The 17412-nt window shown below is 44.6% G+C and carries 13 protein-coding genes and 1 tRNA gene; 11 read left to right on the top strand and 3 right to left on the bottom strand.

Features of this window, described 5'->3' with window-relative positions; all coding sequences use genetic code 11:
• The first annotated feature begins 49 nt into the window (after positions 1-49).
• From bioA to ACVBDU_RS14175, 3 genes are all read left to right on the top strand, one after another.
• On the top strand, positions 50-1321 hold the full coding sequence (gene bioA, locus ACVBDU_RS14185) for an adenosylmethionine--8-amino-7-oxononanoate transaminase (RefSeq protein ID WP_447180392.1): 1272 nt from the start codon (positions 50-52) through the stop codon (positions 1319-1321).
• 127 nt (positions 1322-1448) lie between these two features.
• The gene (locus ACVBDU_RS14180) at positions 1449-2045 is read left to right on the top strand and encodes an SET domain-containing protein (protein ID WP_447180391.1); all 597 of its coding nucleotides are present in this window, start codon (positions 1449-1451) and stop codon (positions 2043-2045) included.
• Positions 2046-2067: 22 nt separating this feature from the next.
• The gene (locus ACVBDU_RS14175; RefSeq protein ID WP_447180390.1) at positions 2068-3228 is read left to right on the top strand and encodes a beta-ketoacyl synthase N-terminal-like domain-containing protein; all 1161 of its coding nucleotides are present in this window, start codon (positions 2068-2070) and stop codon (positions 3226-3228) included.
• A gap of 184 nt (positions 3229-3412) precedes the next feature.
• Here the strand turns inward: ACVBDU_RS14175 and ACVBDU_RS14170 are convergent, their stop codons facing one another.
• The 3 genes from ACVBDU_RS14170 to ACVBDU_RS14160 all read right to left on the bottom strand — a co-directional run bounded on the left by ACVBDU_RS14170 (position 3413) and on the right by ACVBDU_RS14160 (position 7012).
• Positions 3413-4156, bottom strand: coding sequence for a succinate dehydrogenase/fumarate reductase iron-sulfur subunit (locus ACVBDU_RS14170; RefSeq protein ID WP_447180389.1), 744 nt, complete (start codon positions 4154-4156; stop codon positions 3413-3415).
• Positions 4157-4330: 174 nt separating this feature from the next.
• Entirely contained in the window at positions 4331-6340 is a 2010-nt protein-coding gene (locus ACVBDU_RS14165; protein WP_447180388.1) for a fumarate reductase/succinate dehydrogenase flavoprotein subunit, read from the bottom strand.
• A gap of 9 nt (positions 6341-6349) precedes the next feature.
• A complete protein-coding gene (locus tag ACVBDU_RS14160) occupies positions 6350-7012 on the bottom strand; it encodes a succinate dehydrogenase cytochrome b subunit (protein ID WP_447180387.1) in 663 nt (220 codons plus the stop codon).
• Positions 7013-7249: 237 nt separating this feature from the next.
• Between ACVBDU_RS14160 and ACVBDU_RS14155 the strand changes: the two genes are divergently transcribed.
• From ACVBDU_RS14155 to ACVBDU_RS14120, 8 genes are all read left to right on the top strand, one after another.
• A complete protein-coding gene (locus ACVBDU_RS14155) occupies positions 7250-8542 on the top strand; it encodes an aminopeptidase P N-terminal domain-containing protein (protein WP_447180386.1) in 1293 nt (430 codons plus the stop codon).
• 160 nt (positions 8543-8702) lie between these two features.
• Positions 8703-8776: transfer RNA gene (locus ACVBDU_RS14150), tRNA-Ala, on the top strand.
• Between the two features lie 235 nt (positions 8777-9011).
• Positions 9012-9752 carry a hypothetical protein gene (locus ACVBDU_RS14145; protein ID WP_447180385.1) on the top strand — a complete coding sequence of 247 codons (741 nt, stop codon included), beginning with the start codon at positions 9012-9014 and terminating at the stop codon, positions 9750-9752.
• A gap of 610 nt (positions 9753-10362) precedes the next feature.
• Positions 10363-11142, top strand: a complete 780-nt coding sequence (locus tag ACVBDU_RS14140; protein WP_447180384.1) for a sensor histidine kinase — start codon at positions 10363-10365, stop codon at positions 11140-11142.
• Positions 11139-11825: a response regulator gene (locus ACVBDU_RS14135; protein WP_447180383.1), complete on the top strand. Its 687-nt coding sequence runs from the start codon at positions 11139-11141 to the stop codon at positions 11823-11825. The genes ACVBDU_RS14140 and ACVBDU_RS14135 overlap by 4 nt, the downstream gene beginning before the upstream one ends.
• A gap of 338 nt (positions 11826-12163) precedes the next feature.
• On the top strand, positions 12164-12847 hold the full coding sequence (locus ACVBDU_RS14130) for a hypothetical protein (RefSeq protein ID WP_447180382.1): 684 nt from the start codon (positions 12164-12166) through the stop codon (positions 12845-12847).
• Positions 12848-12870: 23 nt separating this feature from the next.
• On the top strand, positions 12871-13566 hold the full coding sequence (locus ACVBDU_RS14125; RefSeq protein WP_447180381.1) for a hypothetical protein: 696 nt from the start codon (positions 12871-12873) through the stop codon (positions 13564-13566).
• A 212-nt stretch (positions 13567-13778) separates the two neighbouring features.
• Positions 13779-17384, top strand: coding sequence for a hypothetical protein (locus tag ACVBDU_RS14120; RefSeq protein WP_447180380.1), 3606 nt, complete (start codon positions 13779-13781; stop codon positions 17382-17384).
• Positions 17385-17412 lie beyond the last annotated feature (28 nt).

Below are 17412 nucleotides of genomic sequence, written 5' to 3'. Positions count from 1 at the left end.
TTTAGCTACAATTCTGATCTTTGCAAGGTAATATAAATAACGACTCTTCATGACAAATATTTCAGAACGCGATAAAAAACACCTTTGGCACCCCCTGACACAGCATAAATTACATCCGGAGGCGATAGCAATAACCCGGGCCAAAGAAGCCGTTTTGTACGATGAAGAAGGCCGGGAATACATAGACGGTATTGCTTCCTGGTATACCTGTATGTATGGCCACTGTAACGATTATATTGTCCGGAAGGCCCATGAACAGATGCAGCGGCTCGACCACGTGGTATTCAGCGGTTTTACACACGGTGCGGCCGTGGAACTGTCGGAAGCACTGATGGATATATTGCCCGATAATCAGCAAAAACTGTTTTTTTCCGATAACGGTTCCACCGCATCCGATGTAGCTATAAAGATGGCATTACAGTATCATTTTAACCGCGGGAAAAAGAAAAATGTCCTGGTGGCTTTCGAAGAAGGATTTCACGGCGATACGTTCGGGGCGATGTCTGTTTCCGGCTTATCCGTCTATAATGGTCCGTTCGAGGATTTTTTCCTTACCGTAGAGCGTATTCCCGTACCGGATGGAGAGAACAATACGGAAGTGGCGGATAGATTAAAAGAAATCGTCGGCAAAGGAAATGTGGCCGGCTTTATATACGAACCGTTGGTACAGGGAGCGGCAGCCATGAAAATGCACGATGCGGATGGACTGAACAACCTGATCGCTATTTGTAAGGAAAACGATGTGATTACCATAGCTGATGAGGTGATGACAGGTTTCGGCAAGACCGGCAGAAATTTTGCTTCCGAATATATGGAGAACCTGCCCGATGTGATGAGCATGTCCAAGGCCCTTACGGCAGGAATGCTGCCAATGGCTATTACAAGTTGTACACAGGCTGTGTATGATGCTTTTTACAGCGATGATATTTCCAAAGGGCTCTTTCACGGCCATACCTATTCTGCAAATCCAGTGGCCTGTTCTGTTGCTCTTGCCGGTATGGAACTCCTCCGGTCGGAAGAAATGCAACAAAATATAAAAAGGGTAATCGGCGCGCACCGGAAATTTGACGAAAAGATACGCGAACATCCCAAAGTAGCATCCACCAGGCAGCTCGGCGTTATTTATGCCATGGACCTCCGTGTGCAAATGGAGCGTTATGGTAATCTCCGGGACAGGCTGTTTCGCTTTTTTATGGATAACGGTGTCTTTTTGCGTCCGTTGGGAAGCACCATCTACATTCTTGCCCCGTATATTGTTACGGATGAACAGCTGGAAAAGATATACGAGACCATAGAGCGTGCCCTGGATGAGGTATTGTGAGGGCGTGCCGGATAGTGTATGTTAAAGGCAGGATCGGGGACTAAAAGAAGGATATAAAAATTTCAGGTACACCGGTACATCGAATCGAAAAATAATATACATTCGTAGTATGATATGTATATTATAGATGATTCACCCGCATACCGAGCTGCAATTCATTTCGGACGAAATGGGTTACGGCGTTGTGGCTACAAAATTGATCCCCAAGGGAACAATTACCTGGGTCCAGGATAAGCTGGACATTGTGCTCTCTTCCGCTCAGATCGATGCCATGAGCGATTTTTACAAGAACATTCTCGATATTTACACCTTCCGGAACAACAGGGGAGACCATGTGCTTTGCTGGGACCATGCGAAGTATGTTAATCACAGTTTTCGAAGTAACTGCCTTACCACCCCTTATGACTTTGAGATTGCCATAAGGGATATTTATCCGGGAGAGCAATTGACCGATGATTACGGTTACCTGAACATATCCCGTCCCTTTCGCGCCGTTCACGAAGGTACCAGGAGACGTATAGTTTATCCGGACGACCTTCTGAAATATCACAAGAAGTGGGACAGGTCAATTGCCGAAGCTTTTGCCCACATTATGAACGTGGAACAGCCGCTGCGCGAAATACTACCGGAAGGCATCCTGCAAAAGATACAGGATATAAATAAAGGAGAAGAAGCGTTGGAATCCATATTGTCCTGTTACTTCCGGGAAGGGGAGGATAATTGATTACCTTTGCAGGCAAAAAGTTTTGCAAAGACCAATATCCATAACGGCAATATCTTCTATTTCTTCTCTGGGTACGGACCCTGCTTCCGTATGGGAGAGTTACCTGAAACCGGATCACCTTATTGCAGAAAGAGATTTCGGGTTTGATAAAGCATTTATATCCGCGCTTTCGCAAAGGGCAACGCAAGAGGTTGCAAAAGTGCGGAACGCGGATATAAAATATAAGAACCTGGATAATTCTGTCCTTTATGCGCTTTGTGCTTCGAGGAAGGCGGTAAAGCAGGCCGGTTGGGGGAAAGGTGCTGAATTTGGCATCAATATAGGATCTTCCCGGGGGGCTACAGGTTTGTTTGAAGAATATCACAAGGATTTTTTGGAACGGGGTAAGGCTGGTACACTTGCCTCTCCTACGACTACATTGGGGAATATCTCTTCCTGGGTAGGGCACGATCTGCAGACCAACGGCCCGCAAATATCCCATTCCATCACTTGTTCTACGGCTCTACATGCCCTGTTAAACGGCGTTGCCTGGATACGCAGCGGGATGGCGGATAAATTTCTTACCGGGGGGAGTGAAGCGCCGTTAACGCCGTTTACTATTGCCCAGATGAAAGCCCTGAAGGTTTACGCCAGGGAAGCGTTGGACGGATATCCGTGCCGTGCCCTGGATATGGATAAAAATGTCAATACCATGGTGTTGGGAGAAGGTGCTGCAGTGGCCTGCCTGGAAGACGGCAGAAAAGAAAATGCCCTGGCTTTGATAGAGGGCGTAGGGTATGCCACGGAAGTGCTCCGGCATAATACGTCGATCTCCACAGATGCGGACTGTTTTCAACAATCCATGCGTATGGCCCTGGGACAGGTGGCTCCGGAAGAAGTGGATGTTATCGTCATGCATGCACCGGGCACTATAAAAGGGGATTCATCGGAATACAACGCTATCCGCAAGGTATTCGGGGAGGATATGCCTGCATTAACCACAAATAAATGGAAGGTGGGGCACAGTTTCGGTGCTTCGGGAATGCTCAGCCTGGAGCTCGGTGTGTTAATGATGCGGAAATCGGAGTTTATCGCCGTGCCGTTTGGGATGGCACAGAAAGCGCCGGAAAAGATACGCAGGGTGATGGTGAATGCCGTAGGTTTCGGAGGTAATGCGGTAAGTGTACTTCTTGCGGACAAATAACCGCGACAAAAAACAGGGTAAACGTATAGTGGCAACGTTTAAAATTCCAAGTTACAAGTTCCAGGTTGCAGTTACCACTTACGGATTGCCAATTACCTCTCCTATATAATGCGTTTGCCCCGGACAAAAAAAGGGGACAGGTGAAAAAACCTGTCCCGAAGTATATAAAGAAATTTTATCCTTTTTATTTTACGCTTGCTTTAAGGTATTCCCGGTTCATTCTGGCAATATTTTCGAGGGAAATACCTTTAGGGCATTCTATTTCGCACGCTCCGGTGTTGGAGCAGTTTCCAAAGCCTTCGAGGTCCATTTGTTTTACCATGTTCAGCACGCGTTCCGTTGCTTCTACGCGTCCCTGGGGGAGTAAAGCGAACTGCGATACTTTCGCCGAGGTAAAGAGCATGGCGCTGGCGTTTTTACAGGCAGCCACACAGGCGCCGCATCCTATACAGGTTGCCGCATCAAAGGCTTTATCGGCATTGTGCTTTTCTACCGGAATGGCATTGGCATCCTGGGTGTTTCCGGAGGTATTGACGGAAATATACCCTCCGGCGTGTTGTATCCTGTCAAAAGAAGTCCGGTCTACAACCAGGTCCTTGATCACCGGGAAAGCTTTCGCGCGGAAAGGTTCTATGTAAATGGTGTCTCCGTCCTTGAATTTACGCATGTGCAACTGGCAGGTAGTAATCCCTCTGCCGGGACCATGAGGTTGTCCGTTGATCTGCAGAGAGCACATACCACAAATACCCTCGCGACAGTCATGGTCGAAAGCTACGGGCTCTTTTCCTTCATTTATCAACTGGTCATTGAGAATATCCAGCATTTCCAGGAAAGAGCTATCCGGTGAAATGTTCTCTACTTTGTATGTGTCCATGCCGCCTTTCGCATCCGCGTTTTTCTGGCGCCATATTTTTAGTGTGAGATTCATTTGTTATTTCGTTATGCGTTATACTGTGTTGAGACCAGTGGTCTCGTTTCGGAACCTTAAGGTTCCCGGTTTGAGGTACACTACTGTGTGTCTTTTTATTTCGGAGACCCGATGTCTCCTTTGTTTCGGAGACACTATATCTCCTTTATTGTGGAGACGCCATGCATGGCGTCTCTACTTGTAGGAACGGGTCTTTAGTTCCACGTTATCGAACTTGAGGTCTTCTTTGTGAAGGATGGCTTCGGACGGTTTTCCCGTATATTCCCATGCGGCTGCATAAGTATAGTTTTCGTCATCTCTCCTGGCTTCTCCTTCTTCGGTTTGATATTCTTCCCTGTAGTGTCCGCCACATGATTCGTTTCTTTCCAGGGCATCCCTTGCAAATAATTCTCCGAGTTCGAGGAAATCTGCGACACGGCCTGCTTTTTCCAGCTCCTGGTTGAATTCGTTTGCCGTTCCCGGCACTTTTACTTCTTTCCAGAATTGTTCCCGGAGCTCGGCGATTTCGTGGATAGCTTCGGAAAGTCCTTTGGCATTCCTGGCCATTCCCACTTTGTTCCACATAATAAGTCCCAGCTTTTTATGGAAATAATCTACGGAGTGTTTACCGTTGTTATGGATAAGTTGTTCGATACTGTCAGTGACATTCTTTTCTGCCGCATCAAATTCCGGGGTATCCGTAGGGATCGGACCGGTACGGATATCATCGGCGAGGTAATCTCCTATAGTGTATGGTAACACGAAGTATCCGTCGGCAAGTCCCTGCATAAGCGCAGAGGCCCCCAGGCGGTTTGCCCCGTGATCGGAGAAATTGGCTTCTCCTATGGCGTAAAGTCCCGGTACGGTAGTCATCAGGTTATAATCTACCCATATACCTCCCATGGTATAGTGTACGGCAGGGTATATCTTCATCGGTGTTTTGTACGGATTATCATCAGTGATCTGTTGGTACATATCAAAGAGGTTTCCGTATTTGGAAGCTACTACTTCCTCACCGAGCTGGAGGATCTTTTCTTTGGAAGGATTGTGGATACCTTGTATGTGCGCCTGTTCTTTTCCGTATCGTTCTATAGCGGAAGAGAAATCCAGGAACACTCCTTCGTTGGTGCTGTTGTTTATTATTCCGAAGCCGGCATCGCAACGTTCTTTGGCAGCCCTGGAAGCAACGTCCCTCGGAACGAGATTACCGAAAGAAGGATAACGTCTTTCCAGGTAGTAATCCCTGTCTTCTTCGGCGATATCGGTGGGTTTGAGTTTTCCTTCGCGTACCGCTTTGGCATCTTCCAGCTTTTTAGGCACCCATATACGCCCGTCGTTACGAAGCGATTCGGACATCAGGGTCAGTTTGGACTGCTGGTCTCCGTGAACGGGTATGCAGGTAGGGTGTATCTGCGTGTAGCAGGGATTGGCAAAGTAAGCCCCCCGTTTGTGTATTTTCCAGGCTGCGGTGGCATTAGAGCCCATGGCATTGGTAGAGAGGAAAAATACGTTTCCGTACCCTCCCGAAGCAATGACAACCGCATGTGCCGAATGTCTTTCGATCTCCCCGGTGATGAGGTTTCGGGCTATGATACCCCTTGCTTTACCGTCTACAACAACTACGTCGAGCATTTCGTGACGGTTGTACATGGTGATCTTACCTTTGGCGATCTGCCGGTTCATGGCAGAGTATGCTCCCAGTAATAATTGCTGACCTGTCTGTCCTTTCGCGTAAAAAGTACGGGACACGAGAACGCCACCGAAAGAACGGTTGTCCAGGAGTCCGCCATAGTCACGCGCAAAAGGAACGCCCTGGGCCACACATTGGTCTATGATATTTGCGGAAACTTCCGCAAGACGATATACGTTGGCTTCGCGCGAACGGTAGTCGCCTCCTTTTATAGTATCGTAAAATAACCGGTATACGGAATCCCCGTCACCCTGGTAATTCTTGGCGGCGTTAATACCACCCTGGGCGGCGATAGAGTGTGCCCGGCGTGGAGAGTCCTGGTAGCAAAATGCCTTTACATTATATCCCAATTCGGCCAGGGTTGCCGCTGCCGATCCGCCGGCAAGGCCCGTACCTACGATAATAACATCTATCTTGCGTTTGTTGGCAGGGTTTACCAGCCGGATATTGTTTTTATAATTGGTCCACTTATCTGCTAAAGAGCCTTGTGGTGTTTTGGAATCTAAAGTAGCCATAATTGCGAATTATAGTGAATTGAAATAGTGAAAAAGCGCTATGAATATAAATCCCAGAGGAATAAGTATTGCATAAGCTTTTCCAATTTTTTTGACAGCGGGGGTGTATTTGTTGTTAAATCCAACAGATTGGAAAGAAGAACTGAACCCGTGTAAAAGGTGTAGTGCCAGGAAAACAAAAGCCAGGCAATACAGTGCTACTCTTATCGGATCGTGGAATTTCACCACGAGTTCCCCGAAATACCTGTGCGGGTCTTCCGGAAGGGCATGAACATATTTGTGTACTATTTCCGGAAACCAGAAATCGTAAAAGTGAAGCCCGAGGAAAGCGAGGATCACAATGCCGCTGTATATCATGTTCCTGGACATCCAGGAAGAATTGGCGCTGCCTTGGTATTGTACGTATTTCACATCTCTCGCGCTTTTGTTCCGTATTTCGAGGATGAAACCCATAACAAAGTGAAATACAACACCGAAAATAAGAACGGGCTGCATCACAAATTGAATCAGGGGGTTGGTTCCCATGAAGTGGGAGAGCTCATTAAACATATCAGCACTGAGAACCGAACTGAAGTTAATGAGAAAGTGTTGTAAAAGGAAAATTAATAGAAAAAGCGCAGAAAGACCCATGGATACTTTTCTGGCAATGGAAGATTTTATAATTCCACTCATCGGTTTAGTAGTTTTTTAACCTGACAAAAATACTGCGGAAGAAGATTTTGGCAAAACTTTGGGTCTTGTTTTCACGAGAATTTAGAATGAATATAAAGAAGGTGTTTGGGTTTTGTAACCCGAAGTGTTACATTTTAAACTTTAAGAGAATAAAATGTGGAGTTCCTGGGCAAATTTATACTTTTGTTTTGCGGCGATAGTGCCGGACAATACAATCTTCAAAAAAGTTATTCCATTATGAAATACGACCCTATAGACAGGAACCTGTTTGTGAAAAACCGAGCTAAGTTTACCGCAAAAATGAAGCCCGGAAGTATAGCGGTTTTCAATAGTAATGATGTATATCCTGTGGGGGCGGACAGTACGATGCCCTTTCAACAGGCAAGGGATATTTTTTACCTGAGCGGCGTGGACCAGGAAGAAAGCATACTGGTGCTCTTTCCGGACGCGACCGATGTAAAGCACAGAGAGATACTCTTTGTGCGGGAAACGAATGAGCATATAGCCATATGGGAAGGTGCAAAACTGGACAAAGAAAAAGCCTATGAGGTGAGCGGTATAAAGACGGTGTACTGGCTTGAAGAGTTTGACAAGGTATTTTTTGGTATTATGACCGAAGCCGAAACGGTGTATTTCAATACGAACGAACACTATCGACAGGCTGTGGAGACACAGACGAGGGAAGATCGTTTTATAAAATGGTGTAAAGAAAAGTTCCCGGCGCACAAATGGGAAAAAAGCAACCCGATACTCCAGAATATAAGGGGAGTAAAAGAGCCGCAGGAAATAGCTTTGATTCAACAGGCCTGTACCATTACCGAAAAGGGTTTTAAACGTGTACTGGGGTTTGTAAAACCAGGGGTGTGGGAATACGAGATTGAGGCGGAGTACATGCACGAGTTTTTACGAAACCGTTCCAGGGGATTTGCATATACGCCCATAGTAGGTTCCGGGTTCAGTGCCTGCGTGCTGCATTATATAGAGAACAACCAGCAGTGTAAGGACGGGGACATGCTGCTCATGGATGTCGGAGCGGAATACGCCAACTATTCCAGTGATATGACCCGTACCATTCCTGTGAACGGACGTTTTACCGACAGGCAGAAAGAGGTGTATAACGCCGTGTTACGGGTGAAAAAAGAAGCTACGAAAATGCTGGTCCCGGGAACGATGTGGGCCGAATATCACAAAGAAGTAGGAAAGATAATGACTTCCGAATTACTGGGCCTGGGATTACTGGACAAAGCCGATGTGCAAAACGAAAACCCGGACTGGCCTGCATATAAAAAATATTTTATGCACGGAACATCGCACCACATGGGACTGGATACGCACGATTACGGCGCGTTGAAAACACCGATGACCGCGAATATGGTATTTACGGTGGAGCCGGGAATTTACATACCGGGGGAAAAAATGGGAATCCGCCTGGAGGATGATATGGTAATACAGGAGCACGGTGACCCGATAAACCTGATGAAAGATATCCCTTTGGAAGTAGAGGAAATAGAGGATTATATGAATAAATAACAGGCTTTATACCTGTAGATGACGACAAGGCTGGCTGTGATGCCAGCCTTTTTTGCGAAATGAAAAAGAGATTATTTTTTTGCGGTGTAATAAAAAAAATGCGTAATATTGCCCCCTGAAACGGGAAAGGCGGTTATTTTGCCCGAACCGATGACATTATGGGGATGTAGCTCAGCTGGCTAGAGCGTTTGACTGGCAGTCAAAAGGTCGTGGGTTCGAGTCCCATCTTCTCCACTAAGTAAATCAAGCACTTACAATTGTTTTGTAAGTGCTTTTTTATTTCAGGCACGGTATTTTTTAAAAAACAAAAGATTAAGATAGTTTTAGCCAGGCTTTCTTCCCGGATTGAAGAATGCTTCGAAAAAAAAGTGTATTTTTGATGTATATGGACAAATAGTATTATAACCCCAAATCCAATACAACAAGAATGAACCCACTTTTAAAAAAAAACGAATGCAAACAAGCTGTTATGGCTTGGAAAAGCACAAAAACCAATTATTCTGAAATAGAACATTTAATTAGTCCGACCTCAGTATTCCACTTTAACCGTACAGCCTGTGACTGGGTAACCGAACATAATAAAAACAAGCATTTTTACACGTATGCCGGAATACATGACAAACAATTTGTTTTAATCGTTGTACCACTGGATAAAGACGGAAAGGAAGTCCCTCTTCCCTCTTATCTGGCAATTCCTTTGAAGCCCCTGGATAAGGAACTGGTCCTCTCGGAAAAAAAAGAAACCGTATCGGTTAAAAGAACCACGCTGTCTAAAGATCTTGAAATTAAATCCGTATACAATGAGATAGAATCATCTGTTTATAACGAACCTACCATTCCCGAAGGTGTCTCTCTTAAAGAAGTTGAACTTTGGAAAAATAGTTGTCTGGATTGGTTTTATCACGAATGTACCGATTATAAAGGAAAAAGGATATTCAATACATTCACCATTCCGTTTGTCGATTTAATTAACGGAGACAATGATTATAATAAAGTTATATGTCTTTTTGCGTTTAAGGATTCAAGTATATATAACAGGCTGATACCCGTTTTGATTTTCGTCTCTGTAAATAATACCTCCGTGCAAACCCAATCCATGAGTTCCATGGCGGATATGTACGAAACTGAAATGACCAGTAATACTATGGATTGGTCGCAACCCTGCCCTCCATTTTGCAGAGAAGAACCTGATGCAGATGTCTTCAGTTAATCGAATACAGTAGAATGGATTTTTATTATGGCACCCTCATTCTGTCTAATTGCCTGTTAATCATTTCATTTGTAATCGGGTGCTCCGGATATTATGCGCTGCATAAAACAGGCAGGAGGTATTTGTATTATTTAGGTTTTATTGTTTGCATAGAGTTGCTGACAAAAATATTGATCCTGACCTATATACGAAACACTGGTTTCATATATCCGTTTTACGTAGGAGGTGAATTTTTTTTACTGATGAGTATGTTTATTTCAGGACAAAAACTTTCGTATAAATGGTACGTTTCCATCGGATTAATCGCTCTTCTTATCTTTATTGAGGCAGCATTTTTATGGTATCATTCCCAAAAAGCAGGAGAAGGTTATGGAAAAGTATTTTCACATTTATTCATAGCATGTTTTGCCGCCTATTCTTTGATCAGGGGATTAAAGGAATTTAAAAAAGAAAATAGCTTTTTGATTATTTACGGGGGGCTGTTCCTGTATTATACCGTTTCGTTATTCCTGTTTTTATTGTTATATCAACTGACGGACCTGAATTCACAAAACGCATCTATTGTTTGGGGAATGAACAATGTGCTATCATCAATTCTATATGGTGCATCATGTTATACCTTTTGGCAGCTAAAGAAATAAGCGTAAATACCAGCTACCTGGTCATTATGATCATTGTTTTAATCATGATCATTGCTTTTTCATTACTGATGTACAGAGCCTTTATTCAAAAAATAATCAATGAGAAAAATTTACAGCACGAACAGGAAATCAAACATCAAAAGAATATTTTAAGACAACAGGTCAAAGCCCAGGAAAGTGAAAGAGAACGTATTGCAATATTGCTGCATGACGATGTCAGTAATAGGTTGAACGTATTATCTGTATGGCTTAATAATCCCGATACCTGGAATAGTGAGCGTTCCAAAGGAATTATCGGTCATCAGATACATCAATTGATAGACATCACAAGAAATATTTCTCATTCTTTATATCCGGTAAATCTGGAACGATTCGGGCTTGTACTTACTATAGAAGAACTGATAGCCAATATAAAATTTTCTTTGCCTGTTCAATTCGTACTGAAGCATGAATACACCAAAAAAGATGTTGCATTTGAATTACAACTTTGCAGGATAATTCAGGAGTTCACAAGTAATGTTATAAAACATTCGAAAGCTACGCAAATGCTGATCCATCTCAGAGATTCGGCAAACCAATTATGTGTTGTCCTTTCCGATAACGGAACAGGTTTTAAAGTGGATTCCCCGGGAAAAGGAATGGGCCTCAGGAATATAGCATTACGAATAAAAGCCCTGAACGCCTTTTATAAATGGAAAAGCAGAGAAAATAACGGATGCCGGTTAATTATTGTAATTCCTAAACCATGAATACGCCGATTAAAATTGCCCTTGTGGACGATGAATCTTTGTTTCTGGAAGGATTAAACCTGTTATTATCGGGCCTGAAGGAAATATCTATCGTTATGACGGCAGATGAAGGAGGTAAATTTTTGACAGAATTATCAGAGATTTCTCCTGAGAATTTCCCGGAAATAGCGCTTATTGATATTCAGATGAAGCCCATGAACGGGTTTGACCTGGTAAAAATATTAAAACAGAAATATCCCGATTTAAAAATTATAGTTCTTTCTTCGCACTATAGGAATACGATGTTCGGACACATGATCAAACTGGGGGTTTCTGCCTTTATACCAAAATCCTCCGACAGGGACCAGCTTCTTGAAGCCATAATTGCCGTTCACAGAACCGGTGTTTTTTTTAGCCAGAAAGATCACCGGATGCTTGTGGATTATGTCAAAAGCAAGTCCAAAAAGCCCGGTTTTGGCCCTGTCGATAACTTATCGGACAGAGAAATAGAAGTTATAATACTTATTTGTTCGGAATATACTAATCGGGAAGTAGCGGATAAACTTTTTATCAGTAAGCGAACAGTGGAAAGCCACAGGCAGAGAATATTGGAAAAAATCGGTGCTAAAAACACGGTCGGGCTTGTTGTTTACGCCATAGCTCATGAAATTTATATCCCCCCTCAACACTTCGGCTCCGTATAAATACGGAAAATAGAATTTGGTACTTTCTACGCTAAAATATGCCCCTTTCCTTTCGTTACTTTGAATGGGATTCATAGTAATGTAACTCCGGATTAACAATATGTCATAATCAAAGGTTATTACGGTAAACCTTAGATGACAATCCCCGGCAGAATATTGCGTGACAGATCTTTAACACAGAACGGTTCAATGTGATAACCAGGCAAAAACTACGGGCTTCCCCGATTGACCGGGGGAATACAGCTTATACAATTGCCATGTGAAACAGAACGCCGGTATATGAAAAAATATCCGTAAATAAACAGAAGAATTAAATTAACCGGAGGACCCCCGAAAAAATGAATTCACAAAGCGGTAAACTACTATATGTTCAACTTGGTACTACCAATCTGGATATTGTTACTGTTACCGTTGATAATTTTACGGCAGATACGATATCATTGCGATATTCCGGGCTCCCGGGAAATCTGCCCCATAAGTACGGAAATTTTGTTGCGATCTGGAATCAAACCATTATACCCTGGGGACAGGATCCTATACAAAAACAAGATATATCCGGGAATGCACAGACAGGGACTATTGTAATGACAGATCTTGTCGTCACCGCTTCTTCATACACGATAGGATATGCCTGCGGACCGGATTATACTGACATTGCAGCCAGTACGATATTAAGTGCCGGGGGATTGCGCGGCGCTCCGACCAGCATTTCAATCGGATTGAACGCGGTAGGCTCCAATTCCGTGTCGATAAACTACAGGACACTTGTCGGTTACCGACCAAAGACATACAAAAACTGGATAGGGATCTGGAAAGGTTATTATTCCCCTTTTAATAGTACGAACCCCCTGGGGTTTACTGAAATAAGTTCGGATTCCTCAGAAGGAAATGTAGCAATAAATAATATTGTGGTGGGGATCAACAGTGTATATACGCTGGTATACTTCACCGGAAAAGAAGAGACTACCGCAGCAGCAATACTCACTTTTAATACAGGAGATTATCAGAAAGCTTTTATATAAATAATTAACCTAAAAATCTTATCATGAGCAAAGAAAAATCGATGATATTATCATCAACCCAAAGTCACGAAACAGTCATTAAAGCCGATTATGTTACGGCAGACACAATTGGTATCAGTTATACCAACCTTCCGGGGTGCCAGCCAAACTCAAACGGACACTTTGTCGCTATCTGGCAAAATACCAATTCCATCCCCTGGAATACGCCTCCATTAAAAACGCAACCCATTGATACGAATACCCCTGCGGGTTCCATGAACTTTACGGGATTAACGGTTACTAAGGATACGTATATCATAGGCTATTCCGTAGGCCCGACATTATCTGTGGGGCAGAAGTACGGGAACATTTGTTCATCGGTTTATATCCCGGATACGACTTCTTCAGATCAGATAGATTTTGCATCAGGTTTATCCTTGATTCACGTGGGATCAACATCTGTGGCTTTCGGTTATAAATTGCCGGATAATATTACGCCCCAATCCAATAAGGCCTGGTGTGGACTGTGGAGGGCAGGTCAGCCATCTTACAATAATCCGCCGGATTATGTTATCCCGGCAAACCTGGACGCAGCCTCCGGGACACTTGCATTCAACAATGTGAAAATCGGTATAGGACTAACATATACCATTGCCTTTTTCATGAGCGGATACGACGAGTCGGATAAAAGCCAATCCAATCAGAAAGCTATGGCTTGTTCCATAACATTTACCAACTAACATATTTCTGAGTAACAGCAGGAAACCCTGATTATCTTCCTGCTGTTACCAATTATTCCCTCCCTGGACTTGTTCAGTAACCATTGCCATACCGGGAATAAACGCAAAGCCGGAAAAAGGATAGACAGCCATTTGTAAAGAAAAGGAATCTCCCGGTCCATAGACGGGTTCCTTCTTCCAGCTATTTATGTAATAATCCAACCCCATGCCCCATGAACTTCATTCAGCAATACCCGGGTAAATGCAATTACTATCTTCCGGATAACAAGGATTCGAATACCGGCTTTCTGGCCCTTATACTCCCCGAAAGCGTTAAGGATCCGGAGCCGACTATTTCCCTGGAAGAAGCCCTTTCCCAACAGAAATACGCCGGGAGCTTTGTTTTTTCGGCAAGAACACCGGATATATCTGACGAAAAAGAAGCCGGAAACTTTATTAAAGACATTTATAATAACATCATTAAAAACGACAGGGGTATTGTATGGCTCACAAACCCGGTTAAAATTTCACCGGATACAGCCAGTTTATTAGGTCTGTCCGCAAATGGGAGTGTTGTGAATTCGGGATTACAGGCCCCGTTGGTAGACCCGGAACTCACTTTTATAATCGGTAACGGTATGCCTGTTTCCTTACCTCCGGGGAGTACGACTTTAAAATTCGGCACCACGACCAGTTCACCGGTTTTTTCATTCGGAGGTCCGGCAGCTCCGGCCATAACACAAAGTACACAGGGCACATTGGATTTTGCAGGAGCAAAAACCGGCTGTGTTACCTTTCAGACCTATATTACACGTCAATCCCTATACGATGACCTGAAATGGGGGTTTCAATTCCTTTTTCCGCATCCGGCAGAAGATCACACCAAACTTTCGGAATGGTTACCCATTGCGAGTGGCGGGCTTCCTTCCGGTTCGGACCGGATAAAATTTACGATATGTATCGATTCGTCCGATCCGTTCAATAAGGTATTTACCGGGAGTACCGTTGCAGAGAAATATGCATCCCGCAGAACATATTTTGACTTTGAGGGTAAAAACTTTGACCGGTCGGGAACGGAACTGGTATCTTATTACAAAACCATCTATGGAAATACCCTGAACCTCATTCCACTCGTCAGTTCAAAAAACGGCATCCTGCCGGCAAGAATGGTGTTGAGCCCGGGTGAAGAAACTTCGACCTCATTGCAGAATTTCCATTTGGCACCCGAAGGAGACTACCTGCTTCAGAACGGGAGTATACCGGATGGAAGCCAGGTAAACCTGATCTGTGGCCTGCAGGGAACGGAGTTCTTTACAATTACAACAGCTGATCCGTCGGGAGTAGGGGATAAAATCCGTTTTCTTTCTAATAGTCCCGCTTTCTCGGATAAATTCCCTTTTGAGCCGGTATCGCCGGTAGCAGCTCCACCGGTTCTGGATGCCAGCATCATGAATGATATGTATACAACATCATGGGCCACCATTCTCCGGGGCGGGGATCAACAAGTCATGTATGTGGCACAACCCAAAGGATCGGCCTTGTTCGGTACGGATTCTATCCAGGGAAAAGACGCCCCGGTATACGGACACACTACCCCGGGCTTCGAATTTGATACCGGTAAAGATATTTTTTTTCCAATGGCGCCGTATAGCGGTATAAGCCCGGGAGACGGAAGCAATGGTTTTTCTGCCGGCCAGACAGAGCAGTATGAATCCCAGATACTCAGTGGAATCCGCAGGAACCTGGTGGCCAAAGCCAGTGGCAAAACGGTAAAGAACGCTATGTTTACCAATAAGGACAGGGAGGCCGAAGCCAGCCAGATCACCACTTCCACACCCTCCGGCCTGATCGCCAAACTTTCCGGGACGGAGAATGATTATACCTGGGATGAAGTACTTCTCGGCCAGAACAAAATTGACGGCGAGGAATTCAGTATGTATTTTCCGCTTCAAAATGATCAGAACGAAACAAATGAAGCCCTGTTGCAGGCCTTACAAACAAGCGACCTCTTCCTGGTAGTAGCAAATGATGCCAACCTGCAGGGGTTTGGCAGCGGAACAACTTCACTCAACCCACCTCCCCCGAATTATATGCAAATCGAAGATTGGGGTATTCAGGTCAATGCAGGAAGCAAAAAGAGCATTACCTACAACGATTACAGCAACGTAATGATCATTAAGGGACGAAAAGGGCCCCTTTACACCCCGGGGAATGATAAAAAGGGAAGTGAACATAAGGACCCGGACGGTTTGGTGATGAACTCCGATAAATGGACCAATGCCAACACCTTTGCCTGCCCACAGGGTCCGGATAAGAATACCGATGAGTTGATCATCCTGTCCCAGTGGATTCAAAACTATTTTGAGAAAGCAGCCAGGCAAAGTGACAATCCCTACTTCAAAAAATTCAACAGTATAGCAACCGATCCGGATTGGACAGGAATATTATTTCTGAGGGCCGACCTGCGAAAATTGCCGGCCAACCTGACCGGGATCATGGCAGGTGTCCGCTATCCGCAAAATTTCAATGCACATCACTTTGCCATAGACATCAGCCCTGTCAAACCCGGCGATAATGGCCCCGTTATCGAAGAATCCAGCTCCATTTTCGGATTGATCTATTATGAAGATCCGTACTTCAAAGGTGTTGGTGAGAACAATAAGGTGGAACCGGTGACACCCTCCAACAACAATAACTACGATTTTTGCCTGCTTACCCTCAAGGTCCGGTTTGAAAATACTTCGGTCAAAAGCTTTGAAAGTTACGCACAGTTAACACTTAACCAGCTCTACGGTAGCAGGATCACCGGAATGGGGACATTAGGGAATTCGCTGAACACCATTGTGCTTAAGGGGAGTTTGCAGATAACCAATGGCCGGGCAGTCTATGCCATGGGTACCGATAGCAATAGTTCTTTCTACCCGGACAATAATATCCTCAGGAAAGTAGAGATCAACAATGTATTGCTCAGCACTCAGGACGACGGTACGGTTTCCGGAAAAATAGACACTTCATTCGACCTTTCCGGTTACCTGGACTATGCGGTTGTCTCGGATCCGGATCAGGGGACATTCGATATCTTTTCATTCGGAAATGAGGACGGACAGGACAAAAGCCTGCAGGGACTCCGTTATTCTAACCTGGCTATTCCAATGAGTTTCACCAAAGAAGCACAGGAACAGGCAGAAATGGCCAACCGGCAGGTACAGGCCGGTTATACCTTTGACAGCACTGAGATTACTTTTGATATTGCCCGGAGTACAGCCCGAAAAGAAAGCCTGTTTTTAAGCCTGGCGCTGGATGTTCAATCTTTTATTATAGGCAAGGCGGAAATAGACCCCAAAAAGATGGGTTATCTTCAGGTGCTGAGCAATATCCGAATGGCCGGTGTTGCCGGAGAGACGTGGTACGGCCTTCGATTCCGGGTTAATATGGGAACACCCGGCGAACTAGCCGGAAAAGTAAACCTTACGTCCTACCTGGTCACGGCCTGGTCACCGGCAAGTACGGGAGACGCTTATAAAGCGCAACTCGGTATGATGCTTCCGGGAACAGGCGGAGGCGCCAGACTTATCAGTCTTCAGTCCGTAATGAGTTTGTCTATCGGGCAGATCAAACTGGTTTATAACAAAGACCAGAAAGCTTTCCTGCTGATGATGACAGAGATCGCCTTAAAATTTCTCGGTCTTCTGAAGATCCCACCCTCAGGCTCCACGCTGTTTTACCTCTTTGGAAATCCGCAGGGTACTGGCAAACCTTCCGGGTTAGGATGGTACGCTCAATATACCAATGTTCCTGAGAAAGGAAGATCCGGAAAGGCACTTACACGCCTCAACTAAAATTGAACTCACCTAAATAAACCTGCGA

This window comes from Sinomicrobium endophyticum, from assembly GCF_052983315.1.
Note: the sequence above shows the minus strand (reverse complement) of the source record. Positions and strands in the feature narration are given on the sequence as shown.

Bases quoted from the DNA above. Each gene is read 5' to 3' on its own strand.
- bioA (WP_447180392.1), top strand. From the start codon at position 50: ATGACAAATATTTCAGAACGCGATAAAAAACACCTTTGGCACCCCCTG.
- ACVBDU_RS14180 (WP_447180391.1), top strand. From the start codon at position 1,449: ATGATTCACCCGCATACCGAGCTGCAATTCATTTCGGACGAAATGGGT.
- ACVBDU_RS14170 (WP_447180389.1), bottom strand. From the start codon at position 4,156: ATGAATCTCACACTAAAAATATGGCGCCAGAAAAACGCGGATGCGAAA.
- ACVBDU_RS14165 (WP_447180388.1), bottom strand. From the start codon at position 6,340: ATGGCTACTTTAGATTCCAAAACACCACAAGGCTCTTTAGCAGATAAG.
- ACVBDU_RS14160 (WP_447180387.1), bottom strand. From the start codon at position 7,012: ATGAGTGGAATTATAAAATCTTCCATTGCCAGAAAAGTATCCATGGGT.
- ACVBDU_RS14155 (WP_447180386.1), top strand. From the start codon at position 7,250: ATGAAATACGACCCTATAGACAGGAACCTGTTTGTGAAAAACCGAGCT.
- ACVBDU_RS14145 (WP_447180385.1), top strand. From the start codon at position 9,012: ATGGCTTGGAAAAGCACAAAAACCAATTATTCTGAAATAGAACATTTA.
- ACVBDU_RS14140 (WP_447180384.1), top strand. From the start codon at position 10,363: ATGTTATACCTTTTGGCAGCTAAAGAAATAAGCGTAAATACCAGCTAC.
- ACVBDU_RS14135 (WP_447180383.1), top strand. From the start codon at position 11,139: ATGAATACGCCGATTAAAATTGCCCTTGTGGACGATGAATCTTTGTTT.
- ACVBDU_RS14130 (WP_447180382.1), top strand. From the start codon at position 12,164: ATGAATTCACAAAGCGGTAAACTACTATATGTTCAACTTGGTACTACC.
- ACVBDU_RS14125 (WP_447180381.1), top strand. From the start codon at position 12,871: ATGAGCAAAGAAAAATCGATGATATTATCATCAACCCAAAGTCACGAA.
- ACVBDU_RS14120 (WP_447180380.1), top strand. From the start codon at position 13,779: ATGAACTTCATTCAGCAATACCCGGGTAAATGCAATTACTATCTTCCG.